This is a genomic window from Catenuloplanes indicus, from assembly GCF_030813715.1.
GTDB lineage: Bacteria > Actinomycetota > Actinomycetes > Mycobacteriales > Micromonosporaceae > Catenuloplanes > Catenuloplanes indicus.
This window is the reverse complement of the sequence record NZ_JAUSUZ010000001.1, coordinates 7732501-7749145: the sequence shown is the minus strand read 5'-3', so window position 1 is coordinate 7749145 and position 16645 is coordinate 7732501. Positions and strand designations below refer to the sequence as shown.

The window sequence follows — 16645 nt, the reverse complement described above, 5'->3', positions numbered from 1 at the left end:
CTTTCCCTAGAACAGCTGACCGAGCTGGAACACGAGATTGTCCCACCACTCGGAGACCACACCGAGGTACGCCTTGCCCACGGTGGAGACCGTCACCGCGGCCGTCATCGCCGCGATCGCCGACCCGGCGAGCAGCAGCAGCGACGATCCCGGGATGGTCTGCTTGTAGAGCCGGCTCACGCCCTTCGCGTCGACCAGCTTGCCGCCGACCCGCAGCCGGGTGAGGAACGTCGACGCCATACCGCCGCGCCCCTTGTCCAGGAACTCGACCAGCGTGTAGTGGGTGCCGACCGCCACGATCAGCTCCGCGCCCTTCTCGTCGGCCAGCAGCAGCGCGATGTCCTCGCTGGTGGCCGCGGCCGGGAAGGTGATCGCCGGCACGCCGAGCTGGTGCACGCGCGGCAGGCCCGGTGCCCGGCCGTCCGGATAGGCGTGCACCACGATCTCCGCGCCGCAGCGCAGCACGTCGTCGCTCACCGAGTCCATGTCCCCGATGATCATGTCGGGGGTGTAGCCGGCCTCGATCAGCGCGTCCGCGCCGCCGTCCACGCCGATCAGCACCGGCCGGTACTCCCGGATGTACGGCCGCAGCACGTCCAGGTCGGCCTTGTAGTCGTACCCGCGCACCACGATCAGCACGTGGCGCTTGTCGATCCTGGTCTCGATCTCGGGCACGCCGACGCCGTCGAGCAGCAGGTCGCGTTCCTGCTTCAGATAGTCCATTGTGTTCGCCGCGAACGCCTCGAGCTGCACCGACAGCCCCTCGCGCGCGTCCGCCATCGCCTTCGCCACGGTCTCCGCGTCCTGCCGGGTGCCGTGCACCAGCGCCTCGGACCCGGCGTACACGGTGTTCCCGTCGACCCGTACCGTGTCGCCCTCGCGGATCTGCTGGAAGACGCCCTCGCCGAGATCGTCCAGCAGCGGGATACCGGCCTTCACCAGCACCTCGGGCCCCAGATTCGGGTAACGCCCGGAGATCGACGGCTTCGCGTTCAGCACCGCGGCCACGCCGACCGCGACCAGCGAGTCGGCCGCGACCCGGTCCAGGTCGACGTGGTCGATCACGGCGATGTCGCCGGGTCGCAGCCGGCCGGTCAGCCGCTTCGTACGCCGATCGAGCCGAGCGGTGCCGGCGACGATCCCGGGTTCGGCGGCCCGGGTGCGGCGAAGAGTGGGTAGGCGCATCGCCATCATGGTGACACGTTGACTCGACCTCGTGTTCGCACGACATGCCGACAAATCGGCTTTGACCAGCTGATTTCCAGCCAAATCATTTTCGCCTGTGTCCGCAGTCACGTCACGCTGCGTCTTTTTCTCTTCCCACTTCCGGCGTGGCCGAGGTCCGCATGCTCCCGCGGGCACCAGTCCAATGCCACTTAGCTTATTTTGATCTTGGTTGCCTGGTGGGTGGTCTGGTGGCTTTGTCTGCTTCGATGGTGTGGTGTCGGGTGTGGGGGTGCGGCCGGATCAGGTGTCGGTCGGTGTGCTGGTGACGGCGGTGCCGCGGGATGCGGTTGATGGGGCGGTGGCGCAGTGCGGTGTGGGTGCGAAACGGTCGGATGGGAAGTTGCCGCCGCATGTGACGGCGTATCTGACGATGGGGTTGTGGCTGTTCGCGGATGATGACTATGCCGAGGTCGCGAAGAAGGTGACCGGTGGACTGGACCGGTTCGGGTGCTGGGATGCGGGCTGGTTGGCGCCGACGCCGGGTGGGATTTCTCAGGCCAGGAAGCGGCTGGGCCGGGATGTGCTGGCGGAGGTGTTCGAGCGGGTCGCCCGGCCGGTCGCGTCACCGGTCACGTCAGGTGCGTGGTTGCGGGACCGGCGGGTCCTTGCCATCGACGGGTTCGACGTGGACGTGCCGGACACGATGGAGAACGCGGCCGAGTTCGGGTACTCCCGGACCGGTGGTGGCCCGTCGGCGTTCCCGAAAGCCCGGGTCGTGGCGTTGACCGAGTGCGGGACACACGCGTTCCTGGCGGCGGAGGTCGGCGCGTATGCGGTCGCCGAACAGACCCTGGCCATGCCGTTGTATTCGCGGCTGCGACGCGGGGAACTGCTGACCGCCGACCGTGCCTTCTACTCGTTTACGGCGTGGGACCGGGCGCAGGCGACCGGCGCGGACCTGCTGTGGCGGATCCAGGCCGGGATCAGGCTCCCGGTGATCGAGATCCTCGGCGACGGCACCTATCTGACCGTGTTGATGGACAAGACGATCCGCGGTGGCCGCCGGGACCGGATCCTGGCCGCCGCGGCCGGCGGGACCCTGGACACCTGCGACGACGCGATCAACGACCGTGGCCTGCCCGCCGCCCACCTGGTCCGGATCGTCGAGTACGACGTCCCGGACCGGGCCGGTAACGGCACCGGTGAGCTGATCACCCTGGCCACCACCATCACCGACCCCGCCCAGGCCGGCCCGGACGAACTCGCCGAGGCATACCACCTGCGATGGGAACACGAAACCGCCAACGACCAGCTCAAAACCCACCTCCGCGGGCCCGGCCGGATCCTGCGCTCGAAACTGCCCGACCTCGTCCACCAGGAAATCTGGGCCTGGCTGCTCGTCCAGCACGCACTCACCGTCCTGATCACCGCCGCCGCCGACGCCGCCGCGATCGACCCCGACCGGATCAGCTTCACCGACACCCTGCGCCTCGTCCGCCGCTCAGCCACCGGCTCAGCGGCCATTTCCCCCTGAGGACTGGACCACCCAGCTACCCACCATCTGGACCCACATCACCCGGGAACTCAACCCCACCCGACGCCACCGCACCTGCCCCCGCGCCGTCAAACGCTGCCGCCGCAACATGTACCGGCCCAAACGACGCGACGAACCCGCCAGCACCCGACACACCGGCCCCGCCACCATCCGCCTCCACCCACCATCAAGATCAAAATAAGCTAAGTGGCATTGGGCACCAGTCGTCGCTGGCGCTCCTCCTTGCCGGTCCCGGCGTGGCCGGACACAACCCGCCGTCCCCGGCCCGGCCGGGTCGCAGGGCGCCGCCGGCGGCGTGGCCAGGCAGCAACCGCCGGCCCCCGGCCCGGCAGGACCACAGACCGCCGCTGGCGGCGTGGCCGGATGGCAACCGCCACCCTCGTGTCCGCGGGTGGCAGACCGCCGCTGGCGGCATGGCCTCCTGGCGACCGCCAGCCTCCTGGCGACAGGCAGCAGACCGCCGCTGCGGCATGGCCTCGTGGCGACCGCCGGGCTCGTGGCGCCGGGCAGCTGACCGCCGCTGGCGGAGTGGCCGAGCAGCGATCAGCCGGTCGCGCGGCAGCCGGGCAGCGGACCCGCCGGATCCCCGGCGGCGAACCGCCGGCCCCGCGGGGCCGGGAGAGCAGGCCGCAGCCAGGCTCGGTGGCGAGCTGCCGGGCTCCCGGACGGGAGCCCGGCAGCAGAAGCCGGATCTCAGCGCCGCTTCTCGCGGTCGGCGACCGCCAGCAGCTCCTCCGCGTGTGCGATGCCCAGGTCGGAGTCGGGCAGGCCGGCGAGCATGCGGGAGAGTTCCCGGGCCCGGTCCGTGTCCTCGACGACCCGCACGCCGCTGGTGGTCACCGCGCCGCCGGTGTCCTTCGCCACCACCAGGTGCCGGTCCGCGAACGCGGCCACCTGCGGCAGGTGCGTCACCACCAGCACCTGGTGGCTGCGCGCCAGCCGGGCCAGCCGCCGCCCGATCTCCACCGCGGCGGTGCCGCCCACACCGGAGTCGACCTCGTCGAAGACCAGCGTCGGCGGGCCACCGGCACCGGCGAAGACCACCTCGATCGCCAGCATCACCCGGGACAGCTCACCGCCGGACGCGCCGCGTTGCAGCGGCAGCGCCGGTGCGCCCGGGTGGGCCAGCAGGCGCAGCTCGACCTCGTCCGCGCCGTCCGCGGTCACGCCGACCTCGGTGCCGTCCACGGTCACCGACGGCTCGCTCTTGCCCGCGGTCCGGGGCAGCACCGCGACCTCGACCCGCGCGTGCGGCATCGCCAGCCCGGCCAGCTCGACGCTGACCTGCTCGGCGAACCGGCCGGCCGCCTCGGTGCGGGCCGCGGTCAGCCGGGCTGCCTGCTCCGCCACCTCCGCCTCGAGCCGCTGGCGCTCCCTCTCCAGCTCCTCGAGCAGCTCGTCGGACGTGTCCAGCTCGCCGAGCCGGGTCCGCGCGGTCTCCGCCCAGGCGATCACGCCGTCGATGTCGTCCGCGTACTTTCGGGTCAGCCCGCGCAGCAGCGCCCGCCGCTCGTAGATCGCGGCCAGCCGGTTCGGGTCCGCGTCCAGCGCGTCCAGATAGGACGACAGCTCCGCGGTCACGTCCGCGACCAGCGTGGCGGCCTCCTCGATCCGGCCCGCGAGGTCGCCGAGCTTCGCGTCGACGCCCGCCTGCCCCTCCAGCGTGCGCCGGGCGACGCCGAGCAGGCTGGTCGCGTCCGGCGTCTCGTCGCCGGCCTCGGCGCCGCCGGCCACCGACTGGTAGGCCAGCGCGGCCGCGGTCCGCAGACCCTCCGCGTGCTCGAGGCGCTGCGCCTCCGCCTTCAGCTCGTCATCCTCCCCCGGCTGCGGGTCGACCCGGGTGATCTCGTCCAGCCCGAGCTTGAGGAGGTCGGCCTCCTGGTTGCGGTCGCGCGCGTTGCGGCGCCGGTCGGCCAGGTCGTCCGCGGTGCGACGCCACTTGGTGAACGTCTCCCGGAACGTCTCCAGCAGCTTCTCGTGCTCCGGACCGGCGAACCGGTCGAGCGCGGCGCGCTGCTCCGCCGGCCGCAGCAGGCGCAGCTGGTCGGACTGACCGTGCACGGCCAGCACGCGCTCACCGACGTCGGTCAGCACGGCGACCGGCGCGGACCGGCCGCCGACGTGGGCCCGGGAGCGGCCCTCGATGGTGACGGTGCGCGACAGCATGACCGCGCCGTCGTCGTCCGCCTCCGCGCCCGCGTCGGTGATCCGGGCCAGCACGGCGTCGGCGATCTTGCCGGTCAGGCGCAACCGCCCCTCGACGACCGCGCGGCCCGGGTCGCTTCGCACGCGACCGGCGTCGGCCCGCCCGCCGAACAGCAGGCCGAGGCCGGTCACGACCATGGTCTTCCCGGCGCCGGTCTCACCGGTTATCACGTTCATCCCGCCGGTCAGCGGCAGTGTGGTGTCCTCGATGACGCCCAGGCCGGTGATACGCAGCTCTTCCAGCACAGGCAAAGACAGTAGCCGCGTCCTCTGACACATTTCCAGCCGAGCGGTGCGCCAATTGCCGGGAACACCGTGATTACCGCCGCTTCGTACCCCGCCAGCCGAGAACCGGGAGGTCGAATTTCGCCACCAGCCGATCGGTGAACGGTCGCGGCGCCAGCTGGACGACACGCACCGGTTGCGCACCGCGCCGGACGGTGACCTTCGCGCCGGGCGGCAGGTCGAACACGCGGTGGCCGTCCGCGCAGAGCGTGGCGACCGACGTGTACGGATCCACCGTGATCACGAACGTGGACGTGGGCGCGGTCACCAGCGGCTTGCTGAACAGCGCGTGCGCCGCGACCGGCACCAGCAGCAGCGCCTCCACCTCGGGCCAGACCACCGGGCCGCCGGCCGAGAACGCGTACGCGGTCGAGCCGGTCGGGGTCGCGCAGACCACGCCGTCGCAGCCGTACCGGGACAGCGGCCGCCCGTCCACGTCCACGCGCAGCTCCAGCATCTGCGCGCGCTGGCCCTTCTCCACCGTGACCTCGTTGAGCGCCCAGCTCTCCGCGATCAGCTCGCCGTCCAGCTCGGCCTTGACGTCCAGGGTGAGCCGCTCGTCCACGGTGTACGCACCGCGCACCACGTCCGCCACGGCCTGGTCGATGTCGCTGATCTCGGCCTCGGCCAGGAAGCCGACCTTGCCGAGGTTGATGCCGAGCAGCGGCGCCTTGTTCGGCCGGGCCAGCTCGGCCGCACGCAGGAACGTGCCGTCACCGCCGAGCGCGAACACGATCTCCACGCCCTCGGCCGCGGACGGGCCGAACACCGGCGTCACGCCGGGCGGCAGGTCCAGATCGCCGATCTCGGAGGCCACCACCCGCACCTCGAAGCCCGCGCGCACGAGGTCGTTCGCTATCGACGCCGCGTGCTCCGTGCTGTGCCGGCGCCCCGTGTGGGTCACCAGCAGCGCCGACCGGTTAGCGGTGCTCGTCACTCGTCACTCCCCTGTCAACAAGCGATTCCGCGCCGGTCTGCGGCGCGTGCTCCGCCACCGTACCCGTGGGTCCGGCCTCGACGACCGCGCGCACGTGGCCCGGATCCGCGGCCGGTTCGCCGCGCCGCAGCCACACGAAGAACTCGACGTTCCCGCTCGGCCCGGGCAGCGGGCTCGCGGCCACCCCGGCCAGCCCGAGGCCCAGCTCCAGCGCGGCGGCACACACGTCGAGCACCGCCTCCGCACGCAGCGCCGGGTCGCGGACCACGCCGCCCTCGCCGACCCGCTCCTTGCCGACCTCGAACTGCGGCTTGACCATCAGCGCCAGGTCCGCGTCCGGTAGCGTGCAGCCGGCCAGCGCGGGCAGCACCAGGCGCAGCGAGATGAAGGACAGGTCGGACACGACCAGGTCGACCGGGCCACCGATGGTCTCCGGCGTGAGCGTGCGCACGTTCGTGCGTTCGAAGACCCGCACCCGCTCGTCGGTACGGAGCTTCCACGCCAGCTGCCCGTAGCCGACGTCCACCGCGACCACCTCGGCCGCGTCCGCACGCAGCAGCACGTCGGTGAAACCGCCGGTGGACGCGCCCGCGTCCAGGCACCGCCGCCCGGCCACCGCCAGGCCCCGGGGCCCGAACGCGGCGAGCGCACCGGCCAGCTTGTGCCCGCCGCGGGACACGTACTCGTCGACCGGGTCCGCGCCGGTGACCACGATCGGCTCGGCGGGGTCGAGCTGCGCGGCGGCCTTGCGGGCGACCACGCCCCGGACCTCGACGCGACCGGCCTCGATCAGCGAGGCGGCCTGCTCCCGGGAGCGGGCCAGGCCGCGGCGGACGAGTTCGGCGTCTAGACGGATGCGGCGTGCCATGCGGTCTTCTTCACGTGTCTTTCGGGGGGGGAGGGCCGGTCAGGCCTGGTCGATGGTGGCGAGCGTCTCGCGCAGGATCTGGTGCGCGGCCTCGTACTCGGCGATCTGGTCGGCCGGGGACAGCGACGCCGCGTTCGCCAGCGAGGCCAGCATCGCGTCCACGGCCGGGTGCCCGGTGGTCCCGTCGCCGGGCTCGGTCATCCGCACCGGCGGCGCGTTCGCCGGCAGCGGCGGCCGCGGCACGGCCGGTGGGCGCGGGACCGGGAACGGCGTGCTCATGCGCGGGTGGTCCCGTCGTCGAAGAGCGGCGGTACCGCCTTCTTCGCGCGCCTGGCCGGTGCCTTCTTCGCCGCGGGCGGCAGGTCGGCGGGCGTCGGCACGGCCTTCTTCGCCGGCGGCGTGGCCTTGATCGTGGGTACCTTCTTGGCGACCTTGCGCGGCGGCGTGATCTTCGCGGCCGGCGTCGTGGCGGGCGTCTCCACGACCGGCTCGTCCTCGGCCGGGGCCGCGGGCGCGGCCGTCGCGTCCGGCACGGCCGTGCCGCCGCCCGGCGCCTTCGCCACCGCCTTCTTCGCCACCGCCTTCTTCGCGACGACCTTCTTCACCGTGACCGGGGCCGGGTTCGCCGCGGACACGGCCGCAGCCGCCTCCACCGCGGGTTCGACGGTCAGGTCACCGGGTACGTCCACCGGCCGGGCCGCGAGCCGGCCCTCCAGCTCGGCCACCCGCCGCCGCAGCGACGCGACCTCGTCGGACGTGACCAGCCCGACCGCGGTCAGTGCCCGGTCGACCTCGGTGCGGACCAGGCGCTCGACCACGGCCCGGTTCGCGGTGCCGGCCGCCAGCGCGTCCTCGACGAGTGCCTGCAGCTGGACCGCGGTCGCGCCGCCCTTGCCCACCAGCCTCATCGCGGTTCTGGTGGCCTGCTTGCGCGAGTTCTCGGTCAGTCCCAGGGCGAGGTCCAGGTAGGCCCGCCACGCTTCCTTCGGCATCCGGTCGTCCCCTCACTGTTCCGATACGGTCCCCCGCGCGTGCCACGCTACCGGGCGACGTCGCCGGACCCGTGCGGTACCGTGCGGGAGGTTCGGTGACCGGCGTGGAGAGGATCAGGCGTGGCCAGCGTAGACGAGGTTCGGGCGGCATTGAACACTCTCGCGGCGCGGCTCGCCGCGAACGCGGACGCCCAGCAGCGCATCGACCTCAACCGCACGCTCGCCGCCCGCGTCCCGGACCTGGCCACCGCGTTCCACGGCACGCTGGTGGACGGCCGCCTGGTCGACATCGCCGACGGCGACGACCCGAAGGCGAAGATCTCCCTCACCGCGAACAGCGACGACCTGATCGCCCTGATCAACGGGCAGCTCGACGTGATGAAGGCGATCGGCTCCGGCCAGGTCAAGATCGGCGCCAACCCGTTCGACCTGCTCAAGCTCCGCAAACTGCTGTAGTCCTGGCCGTCGCTCCGCTCCCCGGGCTCGGCGCCACTTCCTGCGAGGGCGGGGCCGGCCGGACGACAGAGCGTGTCCGGCCGGCCCCGCCCTCTCCGGTCACCCGCGCCTCACGGCGTACCCGGCGATGGTTCTATGCCTTGTAGTCGTCGGCCTTGACCGCCGGTGCGAAGAGGCCGGAGAGGTCGGGCGCGACGAACGTGGCCTTCTGCTCGGCCGGCGCGTTGCGCAGGTCCTCGACCGTGTGTACGCCGGTGAGCACGAGCAGCCCGTCCATGCCGGCCCGGACCGCGCCCTCCAGATCGGTGTCCAGCCGGTCGCCGACCACCAGCGCCTTCGTCGCACCGACCCGCTCGGCCGCGGTGGTGAACAACGCGGGCGCGGGCTTGCCGACGATCACGTCCGGGTCCCGGCCGAGCGCGTGCCGCAGCGCGGCCACCAGCGAGCCGTTGCCCGGCAGCGGGCCGCGCGGGCTGGGCAGCGTCTTGTCCGTGTTCGTGGCCAGCCACATCGCGCCGGCCCGGATCGCCACGCTGGCCTCGGCGAGGTCCGCCCAGCCGACCGCGGGACCGTAGCCCTGCGCGACCGCGGCCGGCCGGTCCTCCGCCTTGCTCACCACGGTCAGGCCGACCGCCTCGATCTCGGCGCGCAGCGCGTCCGCGCCGACCACCAGCACCGTAGCGCCGGCCGGGAGCCGGTCCGCGAGCACGGCCGCGGACGCGCCGGCCGAGGTCAGCACCTCCTCCGGCGTGGCCGGGATACCCATGCCGGTCAGCAGCGCGGCCACGTCGGCGGCCCGGCGGGACGCGTTGTTCGTGGCGTAGGCGACCGGGACGCCGGCCTCGTGGAGCCGCGCGATGGCCTCGACCGCGCCCGGGATCGGCTGGTCGATCAGGTAGACCACCCCGTCCAGGTCGAAGATCACCAGGTCGTACCCGTCGATCAGACGATCGCTCACGCTGCCTCCTCGGCCGTCGCTGTTCCGCCCCCGATCATTCCAGGCGCGCGTCACCCTGCCGTGGGGTAGGCCTGCGGCGGGCCGGCCAGCATCGCCTTCGCGGCCGCGCCCAGCTCGTCCGGGATGATCTCCACCTGACCGTCCTCGAACGCGGCCAGCGTGCGCCGCGCGATGTCCGCCGCGTCGTTCAGCGGCCCGGTCCAGAAGTCCTGGTGCCCGGTGTCCGTCATGCCGAAGTACGCGCCCGCCACGTGCGTGCCCTGCCCGGCCAGCTCGGCCCGGACCGCGTTGGTCATCGCCCACTGCGCGGCCTTCGCCACGTGGTAGGCGTTCGCCCGGTCACCGGCCACCCAGGACATCGCCGAGTTGATGTTGAGAACACCACCGCCGCCGTTCGCCCGCAGGATCGGCGCGAACGCGCGCACCATCCACAGCGGACCCCAGAAGAACGCGTCCAGCTGACCGCGGATCTCCGCCTCGTCGCCGTCCACCAGGTTCGCGAACGACGAGTTGCCCGCGTTGTTGACCAGCAGCGTCACGTCCGTGGCGATCTCCGCTGCTCTGCTTACCTGCGCCGGATCCGTCACGTCCAGGCCGATGACCTCGGCACCGGGCAGGTCCACGGCCTCCGGCCGGCGCGCGGTCGCGTAGACCTTGGCGGCGCCCCGCGCCAGCAGCTCGCGTGCGAAGTGCCGGCCCAGCCCGCGGTTCGCCCCGGTGACAAGCACGACCGAATTCTTCAGATCCATGACCATTGCTCCCTGTACGTAGTGAATCCTGCCGGGGTTACGCTAAAACTTCACGTTGACGTCAAAGGCAAGTCTCGTGACGACCGACACCTCCCGGGAGCGCTCAGTGATCCGCATCGGCGACCTCGCCGCGAAGACCGGCGTCAGCACCCGCGCGCTGCGCTACTACGAGGAGCAGGGCCTGCTTCCCGCCGCCCGTACCGGTGGTGGCCAGCGGTTCTATCCCGAGGCCGCGGTCGACCGGGTCGGCCTGATCCAGGACCTGTTCGCGGCCGGGCTGTCCAGCCGTTCGCTCTCCGTGCTGCTCCCGTGCGTCGACGCACAGGAAGCCACCGACGAGGCGATGACGCTGCTGCGGACGGAACGAGACCGGATCGACCGGCAGATCCGCGAGCTGATCACCACCAGGGACCGTCTCGACCAGGTGATCGAGGAGTGCGCCGGCGCGTCGCCGGCCACCTGCGGCCACCTGGTCTACCCACCCGTGGCGCAGACCGTCCGGGCGTAGCACGCCCGCGGGTTGCGCGCCGGGCCGGGAGCTACGCTGGGACCTGACGTTGACGTCAAAGGTACCTTCGACACCCTGCGGGAGCCCTTCCGTGATACGCATCGGCGATCTGGCCACGCGCGGCGGCGTGAGCGTGCGCGCGCTGCGCTACTACGAGGAGCAGGGCCTGCTGCACGCGACGCGCAGCGCCAGCGGGCAGCGGCACTACCCGGAGGCCGCGGTCGAGCGCGTGCGGCTGATCCAGCAGCTCTACGCGGCCGGTCTGTCCAGCCGGCACATCGCGGCGCTGATGCCGTGCGTCGACGCGAACGAGCCGAGCGAGGAGTCGACCGCGCTGATGAAGGCCGAACGGGACCGCATCGACCGGCAGATCCAAGAGCTGATCTCCACGCGGAACCGGCTGGACGCCGTCATCGCCCACTCGCAGAATCCGGCCTCGTGCACGCGCAACGTCGCACCGGAGCTGTCCGCCCCGCTGGCCGTCGTCTCGTAGCCGCCGGCGGCATGCGAAAAGGCCCCGGCCGGGTGGTCGGGGCCTTTCTCTGATCAGCGACGGGTACGGCTCAGCGAGTGCTGCCGTCGTCGAACTTCGGGCCGAGGTCGCGCGGTGCGGCGGACTCCTCCGCCTCCTTGGCCTTCAGCTTCGCGTCCTCGTCGTCCTCGTCCGCGGCGGTGTCGGAGGCCCCGGCTTCCGCGGCGGCGCCCGTCAGCTCGTCGTCCTCGTCCGACTCCTCGTCGTCGTCATCGTCGTCGTCCGACTCGTCGTCATCGTCATCGTCGTCCGACTCGTCGTCATCGTCCGACTCGTCGTCGTCCGAGTCGCCGGGCGCGTCCGCGTCACGGCCGGCGGCCGCAGACATGGCGGAGTCGCCGTCGGGCTCGTCCTCGCCCTCGATCTCGACGCCGTCCAGTTCGAGCAGACGCTCGGCCGCGTCGGTCGCGCCGTCCTCGTCCGCGGTCGCCGCGCGGGCGAACCACTCACGCGCCTCCTCGCGACGGTCGGTCGCCAGCAGCGCGTCCGCGTAGGCGTAGCGCAGCCGGGCCGTCCACGGCTCGACCTTGCCCTCCGCGGTCAGCTCACGAACCTGCAGCATCGACACGGCCGCGTCGTTCTGGCCCATGTCACCGCGCGCACCGGCGGCCACGATCAGCAGCTCCACGGCCGTGTCCTTGGGCAGCGCCGCGCTGTCCGTGTTGCGGAACAGGTCGATCGCTCGCTCCGGACGGCCCAGCGCCCGCTCGCAGTCGGCCAGCACGGCCACGTGCGACTGCTTGCCGGTCATCCGGTGGTACGTCCGGATCTCCGCGATCGCGGTCTGCCACTCCCCCGCGTGGTACGCGGCGAGCCCCACGGCCTCCCGCACCACCGCGATCCGGGACGCGAGACGCCGGGCCGCCAGCGCGTGCGCGAGCGCGAGCTCCGGCTCCTCGTCGATCAGCCGGCCGGTCATCACCAGGTGCCGGGCCACGCTCTCCTGCACCGGCTTGTTCAGCGAGAGCAGCTCCGCGCGTACGTCCCGGTCCAACTCGGTCGCCTCGACCTCGTCCGGGATCGTGGGCGCGACCTGGGCCGCCTCGACGCGCTCGTCGCCGCGCTCGACCCGGTCACCATCGCGGACACCCTGGCCCTCACGCTCGCGGAACCCGCCACGGTCGTTGCGGAACCCGCCTTCGCGCTCCCGGAACCCGCCCCGCGAGTCACCACCGCGGGCACCGCCCTCACGCTCGCGGAAGCCACCGCCGCGCGAGTCCCGGTCACCACCGCGGAAACCACCGCCGCGCGAGTCACGGTCGCCGCCGGACCGGAAGCCACCGCCACGGGAGTCACGGTCGCCGCCGCTGCGGAAGCCACCCTGACCCTCGCGGTCCCGGAAGCCGCCACCGCGCGAGTCACCGCCACGAGGACCGCCCTCGCGGTCGCCGCCACGGAACCCACCGGATCGCTCGCCGCCGCTGCGGAAGCCGCCGCCGCGCGAGTCCCGGTCACCGCCACGGAAACCACCCTCACGGTCGCCGCCACTGCGGAACCCGCCCGCGCGGTCGCCGCCGCCGCTGCGGAAGCCACCACCGCGTGTGTCACGATCACCGCCACGGTAGCCACCCTCGCGGCCGGCACCGCGGGAGTCACCGCCGCGGAAGCCGCCCTCGCGGTCCCCGCCGGCGCGCTCGCCGCCGCCACTGCCCTGGCCCGCACGGTCCCGGAAGCCACCGCCACGAGAGTCCCGGTCACCGCCACGGAACCCGCCGCCCTCACGGTCACCGCCGCCGGACCGGAAGCCACCGCCACGGGAATCGCGGTCGCCGCCGGAACGGAAACCGCCGCCGCGCGAGTCACGGTCACCACCGGAGCGGAACCCGCCCGCGCGGTCGCCACCGCCGCTGCGGAAGCCGCCGCCCTGACCGTCCCGGTCCCCGCCACTGCGGAAACCACCGCCACGGGAGTCACGGTCACCGCCGGAACGGAAGCCACCGCCGCGCGAGTCACGGTCACCACCGGAGCGGAACCCACCGGCGCGGTCGCCACCGCCGCTGCGGAAGCCGCTGCCCTGACCGTCCCGGTCCCCGCCACTGCGGAAACCACCGCCGCGCGAGTCCCGGTCACCGCCGCGGAAGCCACCCTCACGGTCGCCGCCGGAACGGAAACCGCCACCGCGCGAGTCACGGTCACCACCGGAGCGGAACCCGCCCGCGCGGTCGCCACCGCCGCTGCGGAAGCCGCTGCCCTGACCGTCCCGGTCCCCGCCACTGCGGAAACCACCGCCGCGCGAGTCCCGGTCACCGCCGCGGAAGCCACCCTCACGGTCACCGCCGGAACGGAAACCGCCACCGCGCGAGTCACGGTCACCACCGGAGCGGAACCCACCGGCGCGGTCGCCACCGCCGCTGCGGAAGCCGCTGCCCTGACCGTCCCGGTCCCGGAAGCCGCCACCGCGCGAGTCGCCACCGCGGAAGCCGCCCTCTCGGTCGCCCCCACCGCTGCGGAAGCCACCACCACGGGAATCGCGGTCGCCGCCGGACCGGAAACCGCCGCCACGGGAGTCACGGTCACCGCCGGAGCGGAACCCACCGGCGCGGTCACCACCGCCACCGCGGAAGCCACCGTCACGGTCGCCGCCCGAGCGGAATCCGCCGCCACGCGAGTCCCGGTCTCCACCACGGAACCCGCCACCGTCACGGTCGCCGCCACCGGCCCGGAAGCCACCGCCACGGGAGTCACCACCGGACCGGAAGCCACCACGGGAGTCACGGTCGCCGCCGGAGCGGAAACCACCGCCACGGGCGTCGCGGTCTCCACCGCTGCGGAAGCCGGCGCCGCGGGAGTCGCCGCCCCGGAAGTCGCGGTCGCCGCCTCGAGAGTCGCGGTTGCCGCGCGCGTCGTCGCGGCCCCGCCCGTCGCGGCCGTCATCCCGCCGGGAACGCGGGTTGTCGCCGTCCGGTCCTGGGTTCACGAGTACATCCTTCCTGGGGGCGCTGCGGCTCGCAGCGCCGACGAAACTGTCGATCCATGACGCCCGGCCCGGGCGAGCCCGTAAATACAACTAAGGGCCGCCCCGGGAAGGGTGGCCCTCAATTGTAAAGAAGTCCGGCGGTGTCCTACTCTCCCACACCCTCCCGAGTGCAGTACCATCGGCGCTGGAGGGCTTAGCTTCCGGGTTCGGAATGTGACCGGGCGTTTCCCCTCCGCTATTACCGCCGTAACACTATGAACTTTACAAACCGGGGTGTTCACGGTTGTTTGTTCAGATATCACACAGTGGACGCGAGCAGTCTCGAAAAGTTTGTGTAGTCAAGTCCTCGGCCTATTAGTACCGGTCAACTCAACACGTTACCGTGCTTACATCTCCGGCCTATCAACCCAGTCATCTACTGGGAGCCTTACCCCACCGAAGTGGGTGGGATACCTCATCTTGAAGCGAGCTTCCCGCTTAGATGCTTTCAGCGGTTATCCCTTCCGAACGTAGCCAACCAGCCATGCCCATGGCAGGACAACTGGCACACCAGAGGTTCGTCCGTCCCGGTCCTCTCGTACTAGGGACAGCCCTTCTCAAGTATCCTACGCGCGCGGCGGATAGGGACCGAACTGTCTCACGACGTTCTAAACCCAGCTCGCGTACCGCTTTAATGGGCGAACAGCCCAACCCTTGGGACCTGCTACAGCCCCAGGATGCGACGAGCCGACATCGAGGTGCCAAACCATCCCGTCGATATGGACTCTTGGGGAAGATCAGCCTGTTATCCCCGGGGTACCTTTTATCCGTTGAGCGACACCGCTTCCACACGCAAGTGCCGGATCACTAGTCCCGACTTTCGTCCCTGCTCGACCCGTCAGTCTCACAGTCAAGCTCCCTTGTGCACTTACACTCAACACCTGATTGCCAACCAGGCTGAGGGAACCTTTGGGCGCCTCCGTTACCCTTTAGGAGGCAACCGCCCCAGTTAAACTACCCACCAGACACTGTCCCTGAACCCGATAAGGGCCCGAAGTTAGATACCCAGATCAACCAGAGTGGTATTTCAAGATTGCCTCCACCCGAACTGGCGTCCGAGCTTCACCGGCTCCCACCTATCCTACACAAGCCAACCCAAATACCAATGTCAAGCTATAGTAAAGGTCCCGGGGTCTTTCCGTCCTGCCGCGCGTAACGAGCATCTTTACTCGTACTGCAATTTCGCCGGGCCTGTGGTTGAGACAGTGGGGAAGTCGTTACGCCATTCGTGCAGGTCGGAACTTACCCGACAAGGAATTTCGCTACCTTAGGATGGTTATAGTTACCACCGCCGTTTACTGGCGCTTAAGTTCTCAGCCTCGCCATCACTGGCTAACCGGTCCCCTTAACGTTCCAGCACCGGGCAGGCGTCAGTCCATATACATCGTCTTACGACTTCGCATGGACCTGTGTTTTTAGTAAACAGTCGCTTCCCCCTGCTCTCTGCGGCCATACCACGCTCCACCAGCAAGTGGCTTCACGCGTCCGGCCCCCCTTCTCCCTAAGTTACGGGGGCAATTTGCCGAGTTCCTTAACCACAGTTCACCCGTCGCCTCGGTATTCTCTACCTGACCACCTGTGTCGGTTTAGGGTACGGGCCGCTCAAAGCTCGCTAGAGGCTTTTCTCGGCAGCATAGGATCACTGACTTCACCTGAATCGGCTCGGCATCACGTCTCAGCCTATATGCGTCACGGATTTGCCTATGACACGGCCTACACGCTTACCCCGGCACAACCACTCACCGGGCTCAGCTACCTTCCTGCGTCACCCCATCGCTTGCCTACTACCCACCAGGATCCCAGACTCCCCTTTATCAGTCCGAAGACGTCAATCAGTTCGCGTGGTTAGCACAGTGAGGTTCGGCAGGGACGCTTCTTCGCGGGTACGGGAATATCAACCCGTTGTCCATCGACTACGCCTCTCGGCCTCGCCTTAGGTCCCGACTCACCCAGGGCGGATTAGCCTGGCCCTGGAACCCTTGGTCATCCGGCGGAAGGGATTCTCACCCTTCATTCGCTACTCATGCCTGCATTCTCACTCGTCCAGCGTCCACCACTCGGTCACCCGGCAGCTTCACCCGCTGAACGACGCTCCCCTACCCATCCACACAAAGTGTGAATGCCACAGCTTCGGCGGTGTACTTGAGCCCCGCTACATTGTCGGCGCGGAACCACTTGACCAGTGAGCTATTACGCACTCTTTAAAGGGTGGCTGCTTCTAAGCCAACCTCCTGGTTGTCAATGCGATCCCACATCCTTTTCCACTTAGCACACGCTTAGGGGCCTTAGCTGGCGATCTGGGCTGTTTCCCTCTCGACTACGAAGCTTATCCCCCGCAGTCTCACTGCCACGCTCTCACTTACCGGCATTCGGAGTTTGGCTGACTTCAGTAACCTTGTAGGGCCCCTAGGCCATCCAGTGCTCTACCTCCGGCAAGAAACACGCAACGCTGCACCTAAATGCATTTCGGGGAGAAC

General features: G+C 70.7%; 13 protein-coding genes, 2 rRNA genes and 1 pseudogene (1 of these 16 cut by a window edge). 5 read left to right on the top strand and 11 right to left on the bottom strand.

Translation table 11 applies throughout. The annotated features are described in order from the left end of the window. Nucleotides 1-6: 6 nt before the first annotated feature. A complete protein-coding gene (gene steA, locus J2S42_RS34535; protein ID WP_307246051.1) occupies nt 7-1185 on the bottom strand; it encodes a putative cytokinetic ring protein SteA in 1179 nt (392 codons plus the stop codon). A gap of 253 nt (nt 1186-1438) precedes the next feature. On the opposite strand from steA, the gene J2S42_RS34530 reads away from it, so the two are divergent. Further along, complete coding sequence (locus J2S42_RS34530; RefSeq protein WP_307241803.1) at nt 1439-2701, top strand: IS4 family transposase; 1263 nt, start codon at nt 1439-1441, stop codon at nt 2699-2701. A 714-nt stretch (nt 2702-3415) separates the two neighbouring features. Here J2S42_RS34530 and recN read toward each other — a convergent pair. The 5 genes from recN to J2S42_RS34505 all read right to left on the bottom strand — a co-directional run bounded on the left by recN (nt 3416) and on the right by J2S42_RS34505 (nt 8009). Then, complete coding sequence (gene recN, locus J2S42_RS34525) at nt 3416-5173, bottom strand: DNA repair protein RecN (RefSeq protein WP_307246049.1); 1758 nt, start codon at nt 5171-5173, stop codon at nt 3416-3418. A 73-nt stretch (nt 5174-5246) separates the two neighbouring features. Then, nucleotides 5247-6149: an NAD kinase gene (locus J2S42_RS34520; RefSeq protein WP_307246047.1), complete on the bottom strand. Its 903-nt coding sequence runs from the start codon at nt 6147-6149 to the stop codon at nt 5247-5249. Further along, on the bottom strand, nt 6133-7017 hold the full coding sequence (locus J2S42_RS34515; RefSeq protein ID WP_307246045.1) for a TlyA family RNA methyltransferase: 885 nt from the start codon (nt 7015-7017) through the stop codon (nt 6133-6135). The genes J2S42_RS34520 and J2S42_RS34515 overlap by 17 nt, the downstream gene beginning before the upstream one ends. Before the next feature lie 39 nt (nt 7018-7056). Continuing rightward, nucleotides 7057-7296 carry a hypothetical protein gene (locus tag J2S42_RS34510; RefSeq protein ID WP_307246044.1) on the bottom strand — a complete coding sequence of 80 codons (240 nt, stop codon included), beginning with the start codon at nt 7294-7296 and terminating at the stop codon, nt 7057-7059. Then, entirely contained in the window at nt 7293-8009 is a 717-nt protein-coding gene (locus J2S42_RS34505; RefSeq protein ID WP_307246042.1) for a phasin family protein, read from the bottom strand. The genes J2S42_RS34510 and J2S42_RS34505 overlap by 4 nt, the downstream gene beginning before the upstream one ends. Nucleotides 8010-8129: 120 nt before the next feature. Between J2S42_RS34505 and J2S42_RS34500 the strand changes: the two genes are divergently transcribed. Beyond that, on the top strand, nt 8130-8465 hold the full coding sequence (locus J2S42_RS34500; RefSeq protein WP_307246040.1) for an alkyl sulfatase C-terminal domain-containing protein: 336 nt from the start codon (nt 8130-8132) through the stop codon (nt 8463-8465). Between the two features lie 160 nt (nt 8466-8625). Here the strand turns inward: J2S42_RS34500 and J2S42_RS34495 are convergent. Both J2S42_RS34495 and J2S42_RS34490 read right to left on the bottom strand, forming a co-directional pair. Next, a pseudogene (locus J2S42_RS34495) lies at nt 8626-9423 on the bottom strand (HAD-IIA family hydrolase); the annotation flags it as partial. A gap of 50 nt (nt 9424-9473) precedes the next feature. Further along, the gene (locus J2S42_RS34490) at nt 9474-10172 is read right to left on the bottom strand and encodes an SDR family oxidoreductase (RefSeq protein ID WP_307246038.1); all 699 of its coding nucleotides are present in this window, start codon (nt 10170-10172) and stop codon (nt 9474-9476) included. Between the two features lie 109 nt (nt 10173-10281). Here J2S42_RS34490 and J2S42_RS34485 point away from each other — a divergent pair, with 109 nt between their 5' ends. Both J2S42_RS34485 and J2S42_RS34480 read left to right on the top strand, forming a co-directional pair. Beyond that, nucleotides 10282-10680: a MerR family transcriptional regulator gene (locus J2S42_RS34485; RefSeq protein ID WP_307249202.1), complete on the top strand. Its 399-nt coding sequence runs from the start codon at nt 10282-10284 to the stop codon at nt 10678-10680. Nucleotides 10681-10774: 94 nt separating this feature from the next. After that, complete coding sequence (locus tag J2S42_RS34480) at nt 10775-11173, top strand: MerR family transcriptional regulator (protein ID WP_307249200.1); 399 nt, start codon at nt 10775-10777, stop codon at nt 11171-11173. 70 nt (nt 11174-11243) lie between these two features. On the opposite strand, the gene J2S42_RS34475 is transcribed toward J2S42_RS34480, so the two are convergent. Further along, nucleotides 11244-12149 carry a tetratricopeptide repeat protein gene (locus J2S42_RS34475; protein ID WP_307249198.1) on the bottom strand — a complete coding sequence of 302 codons (906 nt, stop codon included), beginning with the start codon at nt 12147-12149 and terminating at the stop codon, nt 11244-11246. Between J2S42_RS34475 and J2S42_RS34470 the strand changes: the two genes are divergently transcribed. Further along, nucleotides 12138-14189 (top strand): hypothetical protein, encoded by a 2052-nt coding sequence (locus J2S42_RS34470; RefSeq protein ID WP_307246037.1) that lies wholly within the window; start codon nt 12138-12140, stop codon nt 14187-14189. The two genes, J2S42_RS34475 and J2S42_RS34470, sit on opposite strands and share 12 nt — an antisense overlap. A 72-nt stretch (nt 14190-14261) precedes the next feature. Here J2S42_RS34470 and rrf read toward each other — a convergent pair. Together rrf and J2S42_RS34460 are read right to left on the bottom strand one after the other, a co-directional pair. After that, nucleotides 14262-14378, bottom strand: a 5S ribosomal RNA gene (gene rrf / locus J2S42_RS34465). Nucleotides 14379-14463: 85 nt separating this feature from the next. Next, a 23S ribosomal RNA gene (locus tag J2S42_RS34460) occupies nt 14464-16645 on the bottom strand (it continues 894 nt past the right edge of the window).